Source organism: Syntrophomonas sp. UBA5494, assembly GCF_002426325.1.
The window spans coordinates 10,021-28,404 of the sequence record NZ_DIPG01000094.1 but is presented as its reverse complement, the minus strand read 5'-3'; the positions used below and the strand labels follow the sequence as shown (position 1 = coordinate 28,404).

General features: G+C 52.2%; 17 protein-coding genes and 1 tRNA gene. 13 read left to right on the top strand and 5 right to left on the bottom strand.

Features of this window, described 5'->3' with window-relative positions; all coding sequences use genetic code 11:
• The 3 genes from B3W37_RS10280 (at position 1) to folE (ending at position 3,137) form a co-directional block, all read left to right on the top strand.
• Positions 1–537, top strand: coding sequence for a spore maturation protein (locus B3W37_RS10280; RefSeq protein WP_481038028.1), 537 nt, complete (start codon positions 1–3; stop codon positions 535–537).
• A gap of 164 nt (positions 538–701) precedes the next feature.
• Positions 702–2,369 (top strand): formate--tetrahydrofolate ligase, encoded by a 1,668-nt coding sequence (locus B3W37_RS10275; protein ID WP_483175664.1) that lies wholly within the window; start codon positions 702–704, stop codon positions 2,367–2,369.
• 192 nt (positions 2,370–2,561) lie between these two features.
• Entirely contained in the window at positions 2,562–3,137 is a 576-nt protein-coding gene (gene folE / locus B3W37_RS10270) for a GTP cyclohydrolase I FolE (RefSeq protein ID WP_483171859.1), read from the top strand.
• A 90-nt stretch (positions 3,138–3,227) separates the two neighbouring features.
• Here folE and B3W37_RS10265 read toward each other — a convergent pair whose 3' ends face one another.
• The gene (locus tag B3W37_RS10265; protein ID WP_483175662.1) at positions 3,228–4,820 is read right to left on the bottom strand and encodes an aldehyde dehydrogenase family protein; all 1,593 of its coding nucleotides are present in this window, start codon (positions 4,818–4,820) and stop codon (positions 3,228–3,230) included.
• A 269-nt stretch (positions 4,821–5,089) separates the two neighbouring features.
• On the opposite strand from B3W37_RS10265, the gene nuoE reads away from it, so the two are divergent.
• Genes nuoE through B3W37_RS10250 form a run of 3 tightly spaced genes read left to right on the top strand, consistent with a single transcriptional unit; the run spans position 5,090 to position 8,557 of the window.
• On the top strand, positions 5,090–5,533 hold the full coding sequence (gene nuoE / locus B3W37_RS10260) for an NADH-quinone oxidoreductase subunit NuoE (protein ID WP_483171861.1): 444 nt from the start codon (positions 5,090–5,092) through the stop codon (positions 5,531–5,533).
• A gap of 53 nt (positions 5,534–5,586) precedes the next feature.
• Positions 5,587–6,810: an NADH-quinone oxidoreductase subunit NuoF gene (gene nuoF / locus B3W37_RS10255; protein WP_483175661.1), complete on the top strand. Its 1,224-nt coding sequence runs from the start codon at positions 5,587–5,589 to the stop codon at positions 6,808–6,810.
• Between the two features lie 22 nt (positions 6,811–6,832).
• On the top strand, positions 6,833–8,557 hold the full coding sequence (locus B3W37_RS10250) for an NADH-dependent [FeFe] hydrogenase, group A6 (protein WP_483175660.1): 1,725 nt from the start codon (positions 6,833–6,835) through the stop codon (positions 8,555–8,557).
• Between the two features lie 95 nt (positions 8,558–8,652).
• On the opposite strand, the gene B3W37_RS10245 is transcribed toward B3W37_RS10250, so the two are convergent.
• Positions 8,653–9,189 (bottom strand): DUF2726 domain-containing protein, encoded by a 537-nt coding sequence (locus tag B3W37_RS10245; protein ID WP_483171864.1) that lies wholly within the window; start codon positions 9,187–9,189, stop codon positions 8,653–8,655.
• A 286-nt stretch (positions 9,190–9,475) separates the two neighbouring features.
• Between B3W37_RS10245 and B3W37_RS10240 the strand changes: the two genes are divergently transcribed.
• The 4 genes from B3W37_RS10240 (at position 9,476) to B3W37_RS10225 (ending at position 14,207) form a co-directional block, all read left to right on the top strand.
• Positions 9,476–10,216 (top strand): prepilin peptidase, encoded by a 741-nt coding sequence (locus B3W37_RS10240; protein WP_483175658.1) that lies wholly within the window; start codon positions 9,476–9,478, stop codon positions 10,214–10,216.
• A 122-nt stretch (positions 10,217–10,338) separates the two neighbouring features.
• On the top strand, positions 10,339–11,838 hold the full coding sequence (thrC, locus tag B3W37_RS10235; protein ID WP_483175657.1) for a threonine synthase: 1,500 nt from the start codon (positions 10,339–10,341) through the stop codon (positions 11,836–11,838).
• A 305-nt stretch (positions 11,839–12,143) separates the two neighbouring features.
• The gene (locus B3W37_RS10230) at positions 12,144–12,578 is read left to right on the top strand and encodes a CGGC domain-containing protein (RefSeq protein ID WP_483175656.1); all 435 of its coding nucleotides are present in this window, start codon (positions 12,144–12,146) and stop codon (positions 12,576–12,578) included.
• 90 nt (positions 12,579–12,668) lie between these two features.
• Positions 12,669–14,207: a hypothetical protein gene (locus B3W37_RS10225; protein ID WP_483175654.1), complete on the top strand. Its 1,539-nt coding sequence runs from the start codon at positions 12,669–12,671 to the stop codon at positions 14,205–14,207.
• Between the two features lie 86 nt (positions 14,208–14,293).
• On the opposite strand, the gene B3W37_RS10220 is transcribed toward B3W37_RS10225, so the two are convergent.
• Complete coding sequence (locus tag B3W37_RS10220; RefSeq protein WP_483175653.1) at positions 14,294–15,502, bottom strand: cofactor-independent phosphoglycerate mutase; 1,209 nt, start codon at positions 15,500–15,502, stop codon at positions 14,294–14,296.
• 165 nt (positions 15,503–15,667) lie between these two features.
• Between B3W37_RS10220 and B3W37_RS10215 the strand changes: the two genes are divergently transcribed.
• The gene (locus B3W37_RS10215) at positions 15,668–16,354 is read left to right on the top strand and encodes a hypothetical protein (RefSeq protein ID WP_483171868.1); all 687 of its coding nucleotides are present in this window, start codon (positions 15,668–15,670) and stop codon (positions 16,352–16,354) included.
• A gap of 40 nt (positions 16,355–16,394) precedes the next feature.
• On the opposite strand, the gene B3W37_RS10210 is transcribed toward B3W37_RS10215, so the two are convergent.
• Positions 16,395–16,646, bottom strand: coding sequence for a hypothetical protein (locus B3W37_RS10210; RefSeq protein WP_483175690.1), 252 nt, complete (start codon positions 16,644–16,646; stop codon positions 16,395–16,397).
• A gap of 137 nt (positions 16,647–16,783) precedes the next feature.
• On the opposite strand from B3W37_RS10210, the gene B3W37_RS10205 reads away from it, so the two are divergent.
• Positions 16,784–17,653 carry an NAD(P)/FAD-dependent oxidoreductase gene (locus tag B3W37_RS10205; RefSeq protein WP_483175652.1) on the top strand — a complete coding sequence of 290 codons (870 nt, stop codon included), beginning with the start codon at positions 16,784–16,786 and terminating at the stop codon, positions 17,651–17,653.
• A gap of 3 nt (positions 17,654–17,656) precedes the next feature.
• Here B3W37_RS10205 and B3W37_RS10200 read toward each other — a convergent pair whose 3' ends face one another.
• A complete protein-coding gene (locus B3W37_RS10200; RefSeq protein ID WP_483171870.1) occupies positions 17,657–17,998 on the bottom strand; it encodes a hypothetical protein in 342 nt (113 codons plus the stop codon).
• Positions 17,999–18,257: 259 nt separating this feature from the next.
• Between B3W37_RS10200 and B3W37_RS10195 the strand changes: the two genes are divergently transcribed.
• Positions 18,258–18,333 (top strand) — tRNA-Asp (locus B3W37_RS10195).
• The last annotated feature ends 51 nt before the right edge of the window (positions 18,334–18,384 follow it).

The following is an 18,384-nucleotide window of genomic DNA, read 5'->3' as shown; positions in this document are numbered from 1 at the left end:
ATGCTGGTTAATGTGTTAAACGTCATTTCGCAATGGGCTATCCCTCTGCTCTTGCTCATCATTCCGCTTTACGGCTTCATCAAAAAAGTGCCTGTTTATGAAAAGTTTGTGGAAGGCGCTGAGGAGGGCTTTCGAACCGCTGTAAGAATCATCCCATTTCTGGTGGGGATGATGGTGGCTATTTCAGTCTTTCGCGCTTCCGGAGCCATGATGGTTTTAGGCAGCCTCTTAAAACCAATCACCGATTTGATCGCCGCCCCGGCTGAAATCATGCCTCTGGCTATTATGCGCCCGCTGTCCGGGAGCGCAGTTCTGGGCATGGCCGCCGAATTGATGAAGTTTCACGGGCCGGACTCATTTATAGGACGGCTGGCTTCAATTATGCAGGGCACCACCGATACCACCTTTTTTGTGCTCACGGTTTACTTTGGCTCCATCGGCGTCACCCGCTATCGCTATTCGGTTGTTTCCGGTCTGAGCGCGGATATAACCGGATTCCTGGTCTCTTTGTATTTATGCCACCGGCTATTTGGATAAACTAACAGCGCAAGGCATAGTGATAAAATGGCCCTATACCCTAAAATCGCAGGGTCAGGGATTGGGAAAATTTATCATTATGCCCCAGATGAAGCATGGTTTCTGTCCCGAATTATGGTAGAATCAAACATGACATTGCGAAAATTGTAACAGGAGGGACCGCCATGAAAAGTGACATCGAAATCGCGCAGGAGACCCAAATGAAGCCGATAACAGATGTTGCAGCGTCATTGGGATTAACTGACGATGACATCGAGCTTTACGGCAAGTACAAAGCCAAAGTCGCCTTGCCGGTTTGGGAGCGCATCAAAGACCGGCCGTCAGGCAAACTGGTATTGGTAACCGCCATCACCCCCACCCCGGCCGGAGAAGGCAAAACCACTACTACGGTAGGTCTGGGACAGGCTTTGAATAGAGTGGGCAAAAAGGCCGTCATCGGGCTGCGAGAGCCCTCACTGGGGCCGAGCTTCGGCATCAAGGGCGGCGCGGCCGGAGGAGGATACAGCCAGGTGGTCCCCATGGAAGACATCAACCTGCATTTTACCGGAGACATCCATGCCGTAACCACCGCCCACAATCTGCTGGCAGCTATGCTGGACAACCACCTTCATCAGGGCAACAGCCTGGGCATTGATCCCCGCCAGGTGGTCTTGCGCCGGGCCATGGATTTGAATGAACGGGCCTTGCGCAACATAGTGCTGGGACTGGGCGGCAAGATCAACGGCGTGCCCCGGGAATCTGGTTTTGATATCAGCGTGGCCTCAGAAGTGATGGCAGCTTTATGTTTGGCCACCGACCTCATGGATCTGAAAGAACGTTTCAAACGCATCGTAGTTGCCTATACATATGACGGCCAGCCGGTTACCGCCAACGACCTCAAAGCGGCCGGCTCCATGACCCTCTTGATGAAAGATGCCATCAAGCCGAACCTGGTACAGACCCTGGAAGGCACCCCGGCCTTTATACATGGCGGGCCGTTTGCCAACATCGCCCACGGCGCCAACAGCATCATCGCCACCCGCATGGGGATGAAACTGGGCGACTATATGGTTACTGAGGCCGGTTTCGGGGCTGATTTGGGGGCGGAGAAATTCTTCGACATCGTGTGCCGATACGGTGAGATGAAGCCAGACGCGGTAGTAGTGGTGGCGTCGGTGAGGGCTTTGAAAAACCACGGCGGAGTTGGCAAAGAACAGCTGTCCCGCCCCAACTTGCAGGCGGTGGAAACGGGCTTTGCCAATCTGGAAAAACAACTGGAGAACATCAAAAAATTCGGGGTACCGCCGGTAGTGGCTTTAAACGAATTCCCCACCGATACTGCGGAAGAAACCGCATACATTGTCAGCCGCTGCCAGGGAATGGGCGTAGAGGTTGCACTGTCCCGGGTCTGGGCCGAGGGCGGCGCCGGTGGTGAAGAACTGGCCCACAAAGTGATCAGGGCTGCCGAAGGGCTGAGTGATTTTCGCTTTTTATATCCGCTGCAGCTTGCGGTGAAAGAAAAAATAGCAGCAATTTGCCAGGAGATTTACGGTGCGGATGGGGTGACCTACAGCAGCGAAGCCAATCGGGTCATCGCCACCCTGGAGAATCTTGGTTATGGGTTATTGCCCATCTGCATTGCCAAAACCCAATATTCACTGTCAGATAACCCGGACTTAAAGGGGAGGCCGCAGGGCTTCAGGGTAAATGTGCGTGAGGTGCGGCTGTCGGCCGGAGCGGGCTTTATTGTCGCCATAGCCGGAAATATTATGACCATGCCCGGCCTGGGCAAAACCCCGGCTGCGGAAAACATAGACATTAAGGAAAACGGTGAAATCGTAGGGCTCTTTTAAATTCTTGCGGGGACGGCAGGCTGTGTAAAAATTTCGAAATTGAAAACCTGATTCTCGAAAGTGGGATGCGGGCGGGATATACAGTCAATAAACTAGCCTCCGTCCCCAATAACGGCTAAAAATCAGCTATAAGTGGGGCGGCTGAAAACCGCAAAATAGTTTTCACACAAGCCGCATAGGAGGGTCAGAATAGTGGAACGTAGACCGATAGATAAGGAAAAAATCGAGCAAGCGGTATTGATGATTCTGGAGGCGATGGGAGAAAACCCGCAGCGGGAAGGCCTGCTGGATACGCCTAAAAGAGTGGCCCGCATGTATGAAGAGATCTTTGCCGGCTGTGACCAGGACCCGCGCGAGTTTCTGCAGGTGTCTTTTACTGAATATCATGATGAATTAGTCCTGGTCAAAGACATCCCCCTTTATTCCATGTGTGAGCATCATCTTCTGCCCTTTTACGGCAAAGCGCATGTAGCTTACATTCCCAAGGGAGGCCGCGTGGTGGGTATCAGCAAGCTGGCCCGGGTGGCGGATGCCTACGCCCGGCGTCCCCAGTTGCAGGAACGGCTGACCTCGCAGATCGCCGACTGTATTTATGAAACCGTCAAACCCTTCGGAGTAGCTGTGGTGATACAGGCCGAGCATATGTGCATGACCATGCGCGGAGTGCGCAAGCCCGGGGCTTTAACTGTCACTTCAGCAGTGCGGGGGCTTTTCGAGACCCGCGCCCAAACCCGCAACGAGCTGCTGTCCCTGATTCTAAACGATTAGTGACCGGTGGGACTGAACAGGGGAATGCTTCTCTTGTTCAGTCCGGTTGCTGTGGCGGCAATAGGGGAAGGCCCTTTTTGGCCACGCTTCTTACATCCTCACAAACTGGGATTGATTGCTTTTAAAGATATCCCAGAACAATGCCTGACCTTTAGGATTGGCGGTCACCAGTGAGGGCAGGGAGAATGTTTTTAAGGCTTCGCCTACCGACAGGGTTCCTTCCGCAGAGTCCTTGCGCCCGGTAAAAGGCAGTTCATCAGGACTGCGCCGGCATTGCGAGTTCAAATTGATGCGGGCCACCATATTGGCCAGTACATCGATAAAGCGGGCACAGCTTTGCGGGTTTTGGCTGAAAATGCTGGCCTGCTGGCCGTATTTGCTGTGCCGCATGTAATCTACGAGCTCGCTCTGGCCGGTAAAAACCCCAATCGGCAAAACCGGCCCGAACTGCTCCACCTGTGCGATTTTCATTTCCAGATTTACGGGGAAAAGAATGGTCGGATACCATAAGGTCCCCAGGCCCAACCCGCTGCGCTGATTGCTCACCCGGGCGCCTAGGGAGACTGCGTCGTCCAGCAGTTCCTGCAGCCATTCCGCCCGGTCCTTCCCGGGCAGCGGGGTGATTACCACTCCATCCTCCCAGGGCATGCCGCATACCAGCCTGTCCGCTTTCTCACTGATAATCTCCACAAACCGCTCCGCAACATCCTGGTGCACCAACACCTGTTTGATGGCGGTGCAGCGCTGTCCGTTGTACTCCATAGCCCCGTCCAAACACTCCTGCGCGGCCAGCTCAAGGTCAGCATCCGCAAAAACAAAAGCCGGATTTTTGGCTTCCAGGCCCAAAACCGTAGTCAGGCGATTAGGGCGGGGATGCAGTGAAACCAGGTGATTGGCCACCGCGGCGGAGCCGATAAAGGCCAGGATTTCAACATCTCCCCGGGACATGAGCGGGTCTATGATGCTCTCGCCCTCGCCGTAGATAACATTGACCACTCCCGGAGGGAAAGCCGCCGCAAAAGCGTCTGACAGCATCATACTGCATAAACAGCCGTAGCGGGGCGGCTTTATCACCACCGCATTGCCCATCAGCAGAGCGGGGATGACCATAGCAAAGGTTTCATTTAAGGGATAATTGAAGGGCCCCAGGCATAAAGCCACCCCCAGCGGGGTTCTGCGCAAAACGGAAACATAAGCGCCGCTGCGGCTGATGCGCGCTGATGAATTGAGGTTGCTCTCCAGATATGCGATGGAGTCTTCAATGTACTTAATGGTACGTTCAAACTCGTCCCGGCAGGCTGAATAGGGTTTAGCGATTTCCCACATCTCCATGCGAACAAAAGGCTCCTCCAATTCACGCAGCATCTCCAGGAAGCACTCCAGGGCCGAGATGCGCTGGGATGCAGTCATCAAGGGCCAGCGCCCGGCGCCGTCCCGATAGGCGGTTCTGGCGGAGCTCAAAGCCCTTATTGCCTCTTCCGGGCCGAGCTGCGCAACCGCTCCCAGATAAACCCCGTCTTGATCTTTTAAAGAGCTCTTTCCGATAGGGGAATAAACCGGTGCATTAGGCCCTTTCCAGGTCAGGACCTGGCCTCCGATCAGGTAATCCAAACCATCATTTACCGGGGTGATACGGCAGTAATCAGGCACTGACCGCATGTCGAAATCAGTCATTATTGTCATCGAAACACCTCGAAAAATAAAAAATTTTGTAATACAACATTGGGGGAAATATTTCAAACCGCATTTTAATAAGGAATCATAAGTAATCATACCTGCGGACGAGTTATAATGATATAAATTTAATAATTTGGAGAAATTCCATAAAATTTGCTTCAAATTGACAAAGACAAGCTTCCTCAGGCTTTTATTATTTTGCCCCTATCAGTTATCTTTATATAAGTGGCCTGTTACAGTTCAGGCCTTCAATTTAGGGGAAAGGAGGAATGTGAATGGATTACAAGGGTATTATTGCCAAGTACAAGGATGTACCGGGGGGAATCATCGAAGCTTTCCATGCTGTACAAAAACAATTCAACTATTTGCCCGAAGAGGCCATTGTTGAAGCAGCCAAGATCTTCAACGTACCAGTAGCTGAAGCGTATGGAGTAGCAACTTTTTACTCTTATCTTTCAGTTGAACCCAGAGGAAAAAATGTGATACGTATTTGTGAAAGTGCTCCCTGTCACATAGCGGGAGCAGATGAAGTGGTAGCGGCTTTGGAAAGAGAACTTGGCATCATGATGGGTGAAACCACGGATGATGGCAAGTTTACCTTAGAGTATACCGAGTGCGTAGGACAATGCCAGGCCACTCCTGTAATTACTGTCAACGGCAAGCCTTATGCAGGCGTATCTCCGGCTCAGATTGCGGCAATTCTGGCGGAATATAGATAGAATCGCCTCCGCCATTCATGATTAATAACAAACCTCAGAAAGGAGGTCGTACGATGGCCGAAGAACTGCGCATCGTATTGCGTAACTACGGCAAGATCGACCCGCTCAATATAGACTCCTATATTGCTCAGGGTGGATATAAGGCCCTGGAGAAGGCCCGCGGCACGGATCAGAAAGGCTTAATCGATGAGGTAAAGAAATCTGGTTTAAGGGGCCGTGGAGGTGCCGGATTTAACTGTGGTCAGAAGTGGTGGTTCGCCTATATGGCACAAGCGGATCAGAAATATGTGGTATGCAATGCTGATGAAGGTGAACCCGGAACTTACAAAGACCGGTTAATCATGCAGAATGATCCCCAGTCTCTCCTCGAAGGAATGGCCATTTGCGCCTATGCCATCGGAGCCGACAAAGGCTATATTTATTGCCGGGGCGAATATCCTTATGTAGTGGATGTTCTCAACCAGGCCATTGCTCAGGCTAAAGATAAAGGCGTCCTGGGCGATTTTGACATTGAAGTGAGAATGGGCGCCGGAGCCTATGTATGCGGCGAAGAGACTGCCTTGATCGAATCCATCGAGGGCAGCAGGGGCGAGCCTCGTTTTAAACCGCCTTTCCCGCCGGCACAGGGCTTGTGGCAGAAACCCACCATCGTCAATAATGTTGAAACCTTTGCCAACATCCCGGTAATCGTGGATAAAGGGGCCGAATGGTTTGCCGCCATAGGAGCGCCTGATTATCCCGGAACCAAAGTGTTCACTTTAACCGGCGACATCAACAACAAAACCTTCTTCGAAGTACCCACCAACACGACTATCAGAGAAATCGTTTACAAGCTGGGGGGGGGAATCCCCGGCGACAGAAAATTCAAAGCGGTCCAAATCGGGGGGACCTCAGGGGCATTTATTCCCGAGGCTGATCTGGACACGCCGGTGGCTTTTGATGCCATGGCCGCGGTTGGCGCGACCCTGGGTTCTGGTGCGGTATTCGTTCTGGATGACAGTCGCGACATAGTGGATGTGGTTACCCGGATTGCCGGATTCTTTGAACATGAGTCCTGTGGGAAGTGCGCCCCGTGCAGAGAAGGAACCATGCGCACTGCGGAATTGATGGAAAAGATCGAAGCGGGCGAAGGGTCGATTGATGACGTTGCTTTGCTGGAAAAGGTAGGCCGGGTTATGTCGTACTCCTGTCTGTGCGGGCTGGGACAAGCGGCGCCAACACCGGTATTGAGCACTATCAGGCATTTCAAAGCCGACTATAATGCCAAATTATTGTAGGGGAGCAAAGGAGGGAAACTAATTGGTAAACATCACAATAAACGGAATGAATGTATCCGTTCCCGAAGGCTCAACCATCCTGCAGGCGGCACAGCAAGTCGGTATCCATATTCCTACTCTGTGTTATCACCCTGATCAGTCCATTAAGGCCAATTGCAGGGTGTGCGTTTGCGAAGTCGAAGGCAACAGACTTCTGCAAGCAGCCTGTTCGGCCCCAGCCTTCGACGGCATGGTTGTCAGAACCAATACCCCCAAGGTCTTGGAAGCCCGGAAGACCATTGTAGAGATGATTTTAGCCAACCATCCCCAGGATTGCCTCAACTGCATCAGGAACGGAGCCTGCGAACTGCAGACCCTGGCTGAGGAATTGATCATTCGCGACAATCCCTTTGAATTGATGATTCGCGGCTATGATAAAGACACCTCCACCCCGTCGCTGTTCAGGGATCCTGATAAATGCGTCCTATGCCGGCGCTGTATTGAGGCCTGCTCGGTAATCCAGAGCGTAAACGCCTTAGGGATTGAAGGCCGCGGCAACAACGCCATGGTGGTCCCTTCGCTGGGCAAAGACCTGATCGACAGCCCATGCGTAATGTGCGGTCAGTGCATTCACGCCTGCCCGGTGGGAGCTATCGGCGAAATCGAAAATATCGACCAATTCCTGGCCGCGGTGGCCGATCCCGAGACTATTGTGGTCACTCAGATCGCCCCTGCAGTCAGACTCGCCATCGCTGAGGAGATTGGCATGGCGACCGGCGAACTTCCCATGGATGTATTCGTAAACGGGCTGCGCCAGATCGGCTTCGACTATGTCTTGCACACCAACTTTACCGCCGACCTGACCATTCTGGAAGAAGGCAACGAGCTGTTGAAGAGAGTGAAAGAAGGCGGCACCCTGCCCATGTTTACCTCCTGCAGCCCGGGTTGGATCAACTTCTGTGAAACCTTCTATCCCGACCTGTTGGATAACCTGTCTACCTGCAAATCGCCGCAGCAGATGTTTGGCGCCCTGGTAAAGACCTACTGGGCGGAAAAGATGAACATCAGCCCTGCCAAGATTTTCAGCGTGTCGATCATGCCCTGTGTGGCCAAAAAGTTTGAGGCGGATCGCCCCGAAATGAGGGACAGCGGCTACAAAGATGTGGATATCGTTTTAACCACCCGCGAGATCGGGCGTCTGTTCAGACAGAGCGGCATTGATTTCAACAAGCTGCCCCCGTCAAACTTCGATTCCTGGATGGGAGCCTACACCGGCGCTGCGGTTATCTTCGGAGCCTCCGGCGGAGTTATGGAAGCAGCTTTAAGAACGGTTTATGAAGTGGTCACCGGCAACACCCTGGAAGATGTCAATTTTACTACAATTCGCGGTTTTGACGGCATCAAAGAGGCCACTGTCGATCTGAACGGCCTGGAAGTGAACGTGGCCATCGCCCACAGCCTTTCCAATGCCCGCAAGCTGATGGATCAAGTGAGGGCCGGAGAGTCGCCCTATCACTTCATCGAGATCATGGCCTGTCCGGGCGGCTGTATCGGCGGCGGCGGACAGCCCATCACCAAGCGCAATCAGAAGCGCATCGAGCGTATTGATGCCATTTATCTCGAGGACGAGGGGCTGCCCATCAGGAAATCCCATGAAAATCCCGAAGTCAAGGTGCTTTACGATGAATTCCTGCATGAGCCGTTGGGACACAAGTCTCATGAACTTCTGCACACCCATTATCACGACAAAAAGAAAAAGTACCTCTAAGCAGATCTTATTCGCAATAAAAAACCGTGTCGCGGAGAATGCCTGCGACACGGTTTTTACTTGTCTGGTGGCGGGCATGACTTCTGATACACAATCTATATGGCTAGGCCGGCTGCTTGAAAAGTTGCCAAAAGATCCTGGCTGCCAGGCAGGTTGGCAACGTCCAGGCCGGTATAAGGCAGCCCCGCGGCTTCCAGAGCCCGCAGGGTGAAACGGTCGCCGGCCGATTTCTTTCTGGCCTCGCTGGGATTGCCGGCAAATACCACCAGCAATGGCTCCAGATTATTACTGGCACAGATGACGAAATCGACCCGGCGGTCTTTAACCCTCTCCAAATATTCCTGGCGGCGCGGGGTGTCGGCAGGCATCGACAGCAGATCAGCCAGCCGCACCTTGGGAAATACTACATAGCGGTCATCCAGGGTTTCGGATATCAGGCGGAAACCTGACAGTTCGCGCGCATTGAGAATGAAATCACGCTTACGGTAAGGCATATCGTTGAGGTCAACCCAGGCGTTGCTCAAATCTATGACTTTGCCCTCCCGTTTGGTTTTGACCTGCTGCTCTTTATAAGCGTCCCAGGCAAATTTGGCGACAACTGCTATGATCAATAAAGCCAGTAACTGTCCCAAAATTACCACCTCCCGGGCAGAATGTTGTAAAATATTGCCATAACCTGTTGCGTTATCACTTTATTGTTAGAAAAAAGTGCTGTTCATTATTCCAGGGAGATCAAGCCCTGGTTTGGGGTATACGTCTGTTGGGGGCATCGATATGGGCTGGCAGGATCTTAATGCCTGCATTAATTTTATTAATTATATTACTATTATATACTGATAACTGCCATGATTTGCTCTGATACTATTTATTATTAAAAAATCATCGCTCCTAGTTTTATTTTTGGAGGAAACCTTGCCCATGCTGGCTATTATAATCTTGTTGGGTCTGTTCATCGGGAGCTCTTTAAATGTCTGCATCTGGCGTTTGCCGCGGGCTCAGTCTACAGTCTGGCCGGGATCTTATTGCCCGGCCTGCGGGCATGACCTGCAGGCCGGCGATTTGATACCGCTATTGAGCTTTGTGCTCCGGCGGGGTTCTTGCCGGTATTGCGGCCAGGCCATCGCCTGGAGGTATCCGCTTGTCGAAGCTGGCACTGCGCTGGGCATGGCGGCACTATACGCCCATTCGGGATGGGGCTGGCAGTTCTTGCAAGATGCCTTATTATTCTGCGGACTGCTTGTGGCCTCTGCCATTGATATGGAACTGCGGATTATACCCAACCGGCTTTTAACATTTATGACCCTGGCTTTTTTAATGCTGTGTTTGCTGTTTTCACCAGAGCGGTTTTGGCCTGCGTTTTGGGGCGCATTGAGTGCCGGGCTCCTGCTGTTGGCGCCAGCTCTTCTGTATCCGGGCGGCATGGGGGGAGGGGATATAAAAATGGCGGCAGTGATCGGCCTTTATCTGGGCTGGCCTTCCTCCTTGCTGGCCATATTTTTGGGGATATTAATAGGCGCGGCAGCCGGCCTGGGATGGATGGTGAGACAGCATAAAGATCTCAAAGCCGCGATTCCATTGGGGCCATTCCTGAGCCTGGGGGCTATGCTGACCCTCTTGTGGGGGGAACAGATCCTGGCCTGGTACAAGCAGTTTTATTAACCTGTCTCCAGGAGAATCAGGCTTTCATATAGAGTGCTTTCAGTATAAAATGAAGAACAAGCCCTGTTAGGCAGGCCGCTTCGTCCGGCCAGCCCGGGAGCATCAATAAGGAGATGGATTAAGTGCAATATCAGAGCAGCCGGGGAAACAGCCCCAGCGTAACGGCCGCTCAGGCCATTATAAACGGCATCGCACCGGATGGCGGCCTGTACATACCGGATAAGATACCCTCATTGAGTAAAGAGGATTTTATAAATTGGATCGACCTGCCCTATCAAGGCCGGGCGCAAACTGTTTTGCAGCAATATCTGACCGATTTCAGCCCCGCAAAGGTGTCAGACTGCATTAAGGCCGCTTATAACCAGCGCAACTTCGACAATGCCCAGATCGCGCCCCTTATAGAATTATCGCCCCGGCTGCACATGCTGGAACTGTGGCACGGCCCCACCAGCGCCTTCAAGGACATGGCCCTGCAGATACTGCCGCATCTGCTGACAACAAGTATGAAAAAGACCGGAGAGAATAATCAGATCGTCATCCTGGTGGCCACTTCCGGAGATACCGGCAAAGCGGCCCTGGAGGGATTCAGGGATGTAGCCGGGACACAGATCGTGGTGTTTTATCCCGCTCAGGGGGTCAGCCAGGTGCAGCGCCTGCAGATGGTCACCCAAGCCGGGGAGAATGTAAACGTAGCAGGTGTTACCGGTAACTTTGACGATGCGCAGAACGGGGTCAAGAAAATTTTTGGCGATCAGGACTTCATCGGCCGTTTGGCCGGGAATAATTTGAAGATGTCGTCGGCCAACTCCATAAACTGGGGCCGGCTGTTGCCGCAAATCGTATACTACTTATCCGCCTATGCCGATCTGCTGCGGGAAGGGCGCATTGAATACGGGGAAGCGGTTAATATCGTAGTGCCGACCGGCAACTTCGGCAACATTCTGGCGGCCTTTTACGCGCGGCAAATGGGGCTGCCGGTGGGGCGTTTGATCTGTGCCGCCAATGCCAATAATATCCTGACCGACTTTATAAACAGCGGGGTCTATGACCGCAACCGCCCCTTTTATAAAACCATATCCCCTTCCATGGATATTCTGATCTCTTCCAATCTGGAGCGGCTTCTGGCCGAGGTCAGCGGGCATGATTTTCAGCAGGTAAACGCATGGATGAAACAGCTTTCCGCAGCCGGGCGCTATGAGGTCAGCGGCCTGGTGCGGGATAAAATACAAGAATTGTTCTGGTCTGATTTCGGGGATGATCGCCAGACCATCGCGACCATCCGCAAGACCTGGGATACGTATCAATACCTGGCGGACACGCACACCGCGGTGGCCTTGTGCGTTTATGACCGTTATCGGGAGAAGACCGGGGATAATCGCACCACCATCATAGCCTCAACCGCCAGCCCCTTCAAGTTTGGCAGCAGCGTGGCCGAGGCCATTCTCCCCGAAGCCATCCGGGCCGGCAAAGATGAATTCAGCTTGATCCGCTTCCTGTCTGAATGGACCGGAAGCGAGGTTCCCCAAGGCATACGAGACCTGGATAAGCGTCCGGTCTTGCACGACACCACCACCAGCCCGGCCGATATGCAAAACACCGTGGCCAGGTTCCTCAAATTATAGATTAGTATTAGGGGGAACTTAAACGGGGAAAGATTCCATTGTTTTCTTTTTGTAAAACAATAGAATCTTTCCCCGCTGGTGTGTATTTCCCAATTTAAACTGGGGACGTTATCATGTCCCCACCCCGTCGCCATATTGATTAATCGCTATATGCCGCACGGCATGCCATGGGTTCTGCCCACCTGTCACTCCCCGTTTATATTTTTATATACTCCAAGGCTTCCCTGTACAGATGGGCCTGGCGCATTTTACAATCAAGTTAGCAGGGCCGCCCGCGAATAAAAATGGGAGAGAGGGAAGCATAAATGGCTCGAATTGGTATCCTTAATTGCAGCAATGCCAGCCAAGAGCTTGGTTGTGCCATGTCTGCCTGCTTAGCTGATTGGCGCAAGAAAAAGGGTGGATTCTCGAAATATGAGGACGGGGAACGCATCGATTTGATCGGGGTGATAAACTGCCCGGGATGCCCCACTTTGACCGGAACCGACAAGCTTATGCAGCGCATTCAAGGCCTGACCGCATTCCGGTTAGATGCTCTGCATCTCAGTAATTGTATTGTAGCCTTGTGCCCATTTAAAATGAAATATATCGATGCAATCAAACAGTCTTATCCTGAATTGACGGTAATTGAAGGCACTCACCAAGAACATATTTCTCGTGAAGACTTCCGCGCGGGGGTCAAACAGCTGTTTAATCAACCGCGCCAAACTATGACAGACTTTATTTTAGGGAGACTTTGATGTCAAGGAGTATCTAAAATGAATGGTCCCGGCTTCCGCTCAGATTACGGAATACCAACTGCTTTTAAAAGCCTCCGGCTTCACAGATTCTTGGCGGATTTTATAGCTGATGCTAAATCGAGCGGAAAGCTGGTTGGAGTTGTAACCGCGCTGGTGCTTGCGCATATCTATCGCAGATACCTGAGTATGCCAATAGTCCCTTGTGAGTCTCCTCAGCCTGGATCTGCAGGCCTGGAAGTGGAGAGGCAGCATGCTCATTCATCAAACGACCTGCCCCTAAGGCTGGATAAGTCCACGGATTATTTACAGTCTTTAGTGGGCAGGTCGTTTAGTAGTGAACAGACGCCTACTGTTTGGGATAACCTTTATCATTGGTTGTATGAGCATCTAGCCGCACAGGCCATTGGCGATATGGAAGCGGAATTAGGCAATGGCTATAAATTACTGGATAGATTCCAAAGACTGGCTTACTTTGAACAATGTGTCTTTAAAATGGTTCCAAACTCCATTGCACAGCGTCTGGACCGGTTGTTTACCATATATTGCCGGGGCCTGGCTCGCACCATTGTCAATGCTCTTAAAATTCACACCATGAGCAGGGAACAAATGGAGTGCTTGCTGGGGGAGTATAGCCAGCCCCATAACCAGGTTGCACCTATCGATATAACAAGCATGTTTGCCGGGCCTTACCTGCGTATACCTTCCAATCCCATTGTGCAGACCTTGATCAATTCCTTGCAGAATGCTCCCAGCATGAGAAACTGGGTGCGAAACGCTGAGGGCTATACATATCAGCAATGCTGGGAAGGCAATAGGGCTTTGGTCCAGGTGAGCTATCATATTGATACAGCAGCGGACCGGCTATGCTGGGAAAGCATGCAGCCGAAGGGCGATTTAATGGCGGATGTATATTTGATATGCCTGGGCCAGTGGATGTTGCAGGCTGGCATTGAAACCGAACCGGCATATATTTTATCCGATTCGGTTTTACGCGTCCGGGGTATTAAACCGAAAATCAAAGCCGGTTACCCGGCAGGTTGGCGCACCAAGGAAAAAGAGTTTTTAAAAGGTTGTTTTGAATTTTACAATAAGTTGAACATTAAAACCGCCAACCTAACTACGTATCCCCTGGGCGGAAAGCCGCATAAGGCTTCCTTCAATGGCCGGGTTTTTACCTACAACTTAATGCAACCGCAAACCCTAAAGTATCATCCCGGGGAGATCGGAATTCTAACCATGAATTCATATCGGCTGCAGAATGGCTATCTAAGCAGGGCGATTTTAACCTATGACTATTACCGGCAAAAATACGAAAAACGGTTGGGAAGGTATCTTTCCTTTCAATGGGCGATACGCAAGAATCATGCTACCTTTAACCGTCCCTGGTCGATCCGGACTCTTTTGGAGAGTGTTGATTTAGGAATTGACCCCAGACACCCGGACCGCACCCGAAAACGCTTCGAACAAGCGCTAAACCGGCTACAAAGTGACGGTGTTATCTCGTTATGGGCCTACAGTCAGGGCCGGGAGCAGGACCTTCCTGCCAAAAAATGGGTTCAGCATTGGCTCCGCTGGAAAGTTCAAATCATTCCTCCCCCAGATTTGTACCCGGACTCTGCCTGGAAGTAATCGGTGCGGAAAGTAGAAATAATAAAGGGTTTTTAGGCAAATAACACGCTAAAACGCCCCCCTTGCGTTCTTTCTCATAAAAAATGCTATCCTCTGATAAAAAAGTCCATCACCTGGTGGCCGGCGGGGAAATGGCGGCCTCCCCGGGCGGCCTCCTCGTTGTAGCGGCCTATTCCGCCTATCACCGGATTATTCTTGTCAAATATCATATAGGGAACCATGCCGCTGCTGTGGGTCCTGGTAGACAGCGGGGTGGGATGATCGGGGATGATCATCACCCGCAGATCATCGAAGCGGTTCATCTCGGCGCGCACCAGGCCCACCACTTCTTTGTCGATCTGTTCGATGCTCCATATTTTGGCCCGAAGATTGCCCTGATGTCCGGCTTCGTCCGGTGACTCTATATGCATGTAGACAAAATCCTGCCCTCCCAGGAGTTCATCCAGGGCAGCCCGGGCCTTGCCGGCAAAATTGGTCTCAACTGCCCCGGTGGCCCCGGGCACGATTACCGGGCGCAGCCCGGCGCAGATGCCCAGGCCTTTGACCAGATCGACAGCAGCCACTACCGATCCCTTTATTCCGTATTTGTCAGCGAAGCTGTCCAGGGCCGGCTTCCTGCCCTGTCCCCAGAACCAGGCCGAGACTGCCGGATTTTTGCCCTGACTGCGACGCTCTACATTTATAGGATGATTCTCCAACAAGGTTACGCTCTTTTTCATCATTTCCAACAGCGCCAGGCTATCTACGCCCCGGGGCAGGTAGTCGCCCACCACCCGCCCGGTTATATCATGGGGCGGGGTAAGGTCCATAACCCGTTCGGCGCCGCCCTTCCACAGCAGCAGGTGGCGATAGCTTATGCCGGGATGGAAGCTCAATTGGTCATTTCCCAGCTCGCCTTGTAAGAAGCCAATCAACTGCCTGGATTCCTCAGTGCTGATTTCTCCGGCGCTGTAATCGACCATTGTACGGTGTGCGTAACAAGAGCCCTCGGACAATGTGACCAGATTGCAGCGTAGCGCCAGGTCAGTATCGCTCATGGAAACACCCATACTGACTGCTTCTATAGGGCTGCGGCCGGTATAGTAAAGCCTGGGATCATAACCCAGAACCGACAAATTGGCGACGTCGCTCCCTGGCGGGAAACCCTGGGGAATGGTCTGCGCGGTTCCGATCACAGCGGTTTTAGCCAGAAAATCTATATTCGGCGTTTGCGCATACTGCAGAGGGGTTGTATTGTCCAGTGCTTCGATCGGCTCGTCAGCCATCCCATCGGCCAGGATGAGCAGGTATTTCATATTGTTTCCTCCTCGCAATGATTAGAATCAGTATAGCATCTCCGGGCCGGGATGATAAGACGCCCGCCAGCGCCAGTCATTATGAACGGCCGGCTCCAGCTGGAATTGCTATATAATGGCACGACCCTTATAATTAACTTAGAAACAGTAAAAGGAGGCGTTATCATGGGCAGCAAATTTTGGGATTCCTATCCGCTGGTTGTAGAAGGCATGCTGCAAGCCCTGCCGCCGGGTTTCACATTTTACCTCTCCAATCTGGAAAAAGTGATCTTTAAGGCTCCGGCCGATTCCGTTCCGGGAGTAAAAGTAGGGGAGCCTTATGTACCCCATGGACCCTCCGGAACCGCCATTCGCACCGAGCAAGTGGTGGCTATGGAATTGGATCTCAGCTACTACGGAGAACCTATAAAGGTATTTGCCGCTCCGATATTTGATGACGACCAGCCGGACTTGCTATTGGGCGCCTTCGCCATGTCACTGAGCCGCGACAGCGCCTTTTCCCTGCGCAAACTGGCCAACACCTATCAAGTGGGGACGGCCGAGATGGGCATCGCCCTGAAAAGGCTGGCAATGGAAAGCCACGATGTGAAAATCAACAACGCCGTGCTCTACAAGCATATCCAGAACGTCCAGCAATCCCTGCATCAGATAGAGGACAGCGGCCCCCTCTGTGAGGAAACCGGCAATGCCTTACAGGCCATAAGAGCAGATTTGGATATGATCATGTCTGAATCACAGGCAATCGTGCAGCGCAGCGATCAGCAGGCCAGCTTGATGCAGGTCTTAAGCAACCGGATCAAAGAGCTGACCGAAACCATAGAAGAATTAAATCGCATCGCCCATGAGATCTAACCGCAGGAAGTCATGCGGGACAAGTAATGTTCCGCATACCCTATGGGACGCAAATCGCCCGGTAGCAAGGCCGCGAAATGCCTGAGCGGTTAGATGATTCGTCAATCACATCGCCGGGAAAGCGCTCGGCGATTTCCTTTTCAAGAAGACCACTTAATTGCGGCTGGCGATTCTTTATCACAAACATAAACGAGTTTTCCATCGCACGTATTCTTGCGTGGCTTTTTATCATAAACGTATTTTCCATAACCGAACTGTCCGAACTTGAATTAACGAGATTGTTTTCGTCCATAGGCAAAACACTGTCAGGAAAGACCCGGCCATGCGGTTTCTGTCCCAGGCGGTGACATTTAAGTCAATCAAATGCACCAGTTAGGTTATAGGCATGAGTTAGGGCGCATACTGTTAGCAGAGTAAAGGAGGGATAAGATGCGGCATGCAGATTATGATGTGGTAGTTTTAGGCTGTGGACCGGCCGGCTTATCGGCCGCCGTCAACGCCACCATCCGCAACAAAAAGGTTCTGGTCATCGGGGGAGACCCCTGCAGCCCGCCTATGCACAAGGCGCAGAAGATCGACAACTACTTGGGGCTGCCCGCCACCAGCGGCGCCGAACTCTTGAAGCGCTTCATGGATCACGCCCAGGCCGTGGATATAGAAATCGTCAACGGCAAAGTGGACTTGATCAATGACACCGGAGCAGGCTACCAACTCCTGCTGCAGGATGAATTTATCAACAGCAAAACCATCATTATAGCCACCGGGGTTCCCTACAAAAGCACCCTGCCCCGGGAAGAAGAACTGCTGGGCAAGGGACTGGGCTATTGCGCCACCTGCGACGGTCCGCTGTACCGGGATAAAACCGTGATGCTCATCTCCCATAATGAGGAGGGGGAAAACGAAGCCGATTTCATGGTGCAAATCTGCCGTAATGTCTATTATGTGCCCCTGTATAAAAAGGTTGGAACCATGGATGCCCGTGTTAAGGTTTTGCAGGAAAGACCGCGAGAGATCGTAGGGGAAAACGAAGTAACCGGGGTGCGCATGACCAATGATCAGGTCATCCCGGTCGACGGGCTGTTCATCCTGGGGGGCGAAACTTCGCCCAGCCGGCTGGTGCCGGGATTGGAGATGGAAGACCGCCACATAAAGGTAAACCGCAAACAGGAAACCAATCTTCACGGCGTTCTGGCCGCCGGCGACTGCACCGGCAAGCCCTATCAGGTGGCTAAATCAATCGGGGAAGGGCAGGTGGCCGGGCTGCAGGCCAGCCTGTTGGCATCCCAGGCCCGGCCGTAGGGTCTATTCCGGGGAGGAAGGCGGTTGAGGGTCTTCTTGCAGCCTCGGGTCATTTTCTGACCGGGCTTTGCTAAGATTGCCGTACCGCGACCGGGCGTTTTCTGACCGCGATAAATAACTGCCCGAGGGCGGTTGGGCTTTTTCCTGACCCTGCAATGGCTTCCTCAAGGGAAGGGATGATTTTTCCTGATCCTTAAATAAGCCGAATTCATACAACATACTGTCAACGCCGTAAAAGACAACATCGAAGAACTCGTTTAAAAAATTTCTCCCGGTGTCGCCCCTGGCCATTCGCATGGCATAACTGCGCTGCTTGGGGTGTACATCCGCTTTGTGTTCGGGCATAATAACACCTCTTTTGGCTTAGTATTTGCCCGGGCGGCTCAAATATGACGGCAAGAACCGGCAATAAAGGCGGAAAAAACCGCTTTAACACGGATGGCAGAAGAATGTATAATAAAATATTGCCACGGCAAGTATTAATATTATCCAATAAATGACATATTCTCAGGAACAGGCGCCATGACAGTATCGCTGCTCAACGACAGAAAATGACTGGTGTGTTGACTAAAAAAGCAGGTGATGCTATAATAAATTTCGTTGCGGAGCCGTGGTGTAGCGGTCAACATGCCGGCCTGTCACGCCGGAGATCGAGGGTTCAAATCCCTTCGGCTTCGCCATATTAGCCTCGGTAGCTCAGCTGGTAGAGCAGCGGACTGAAAATCCGCGTG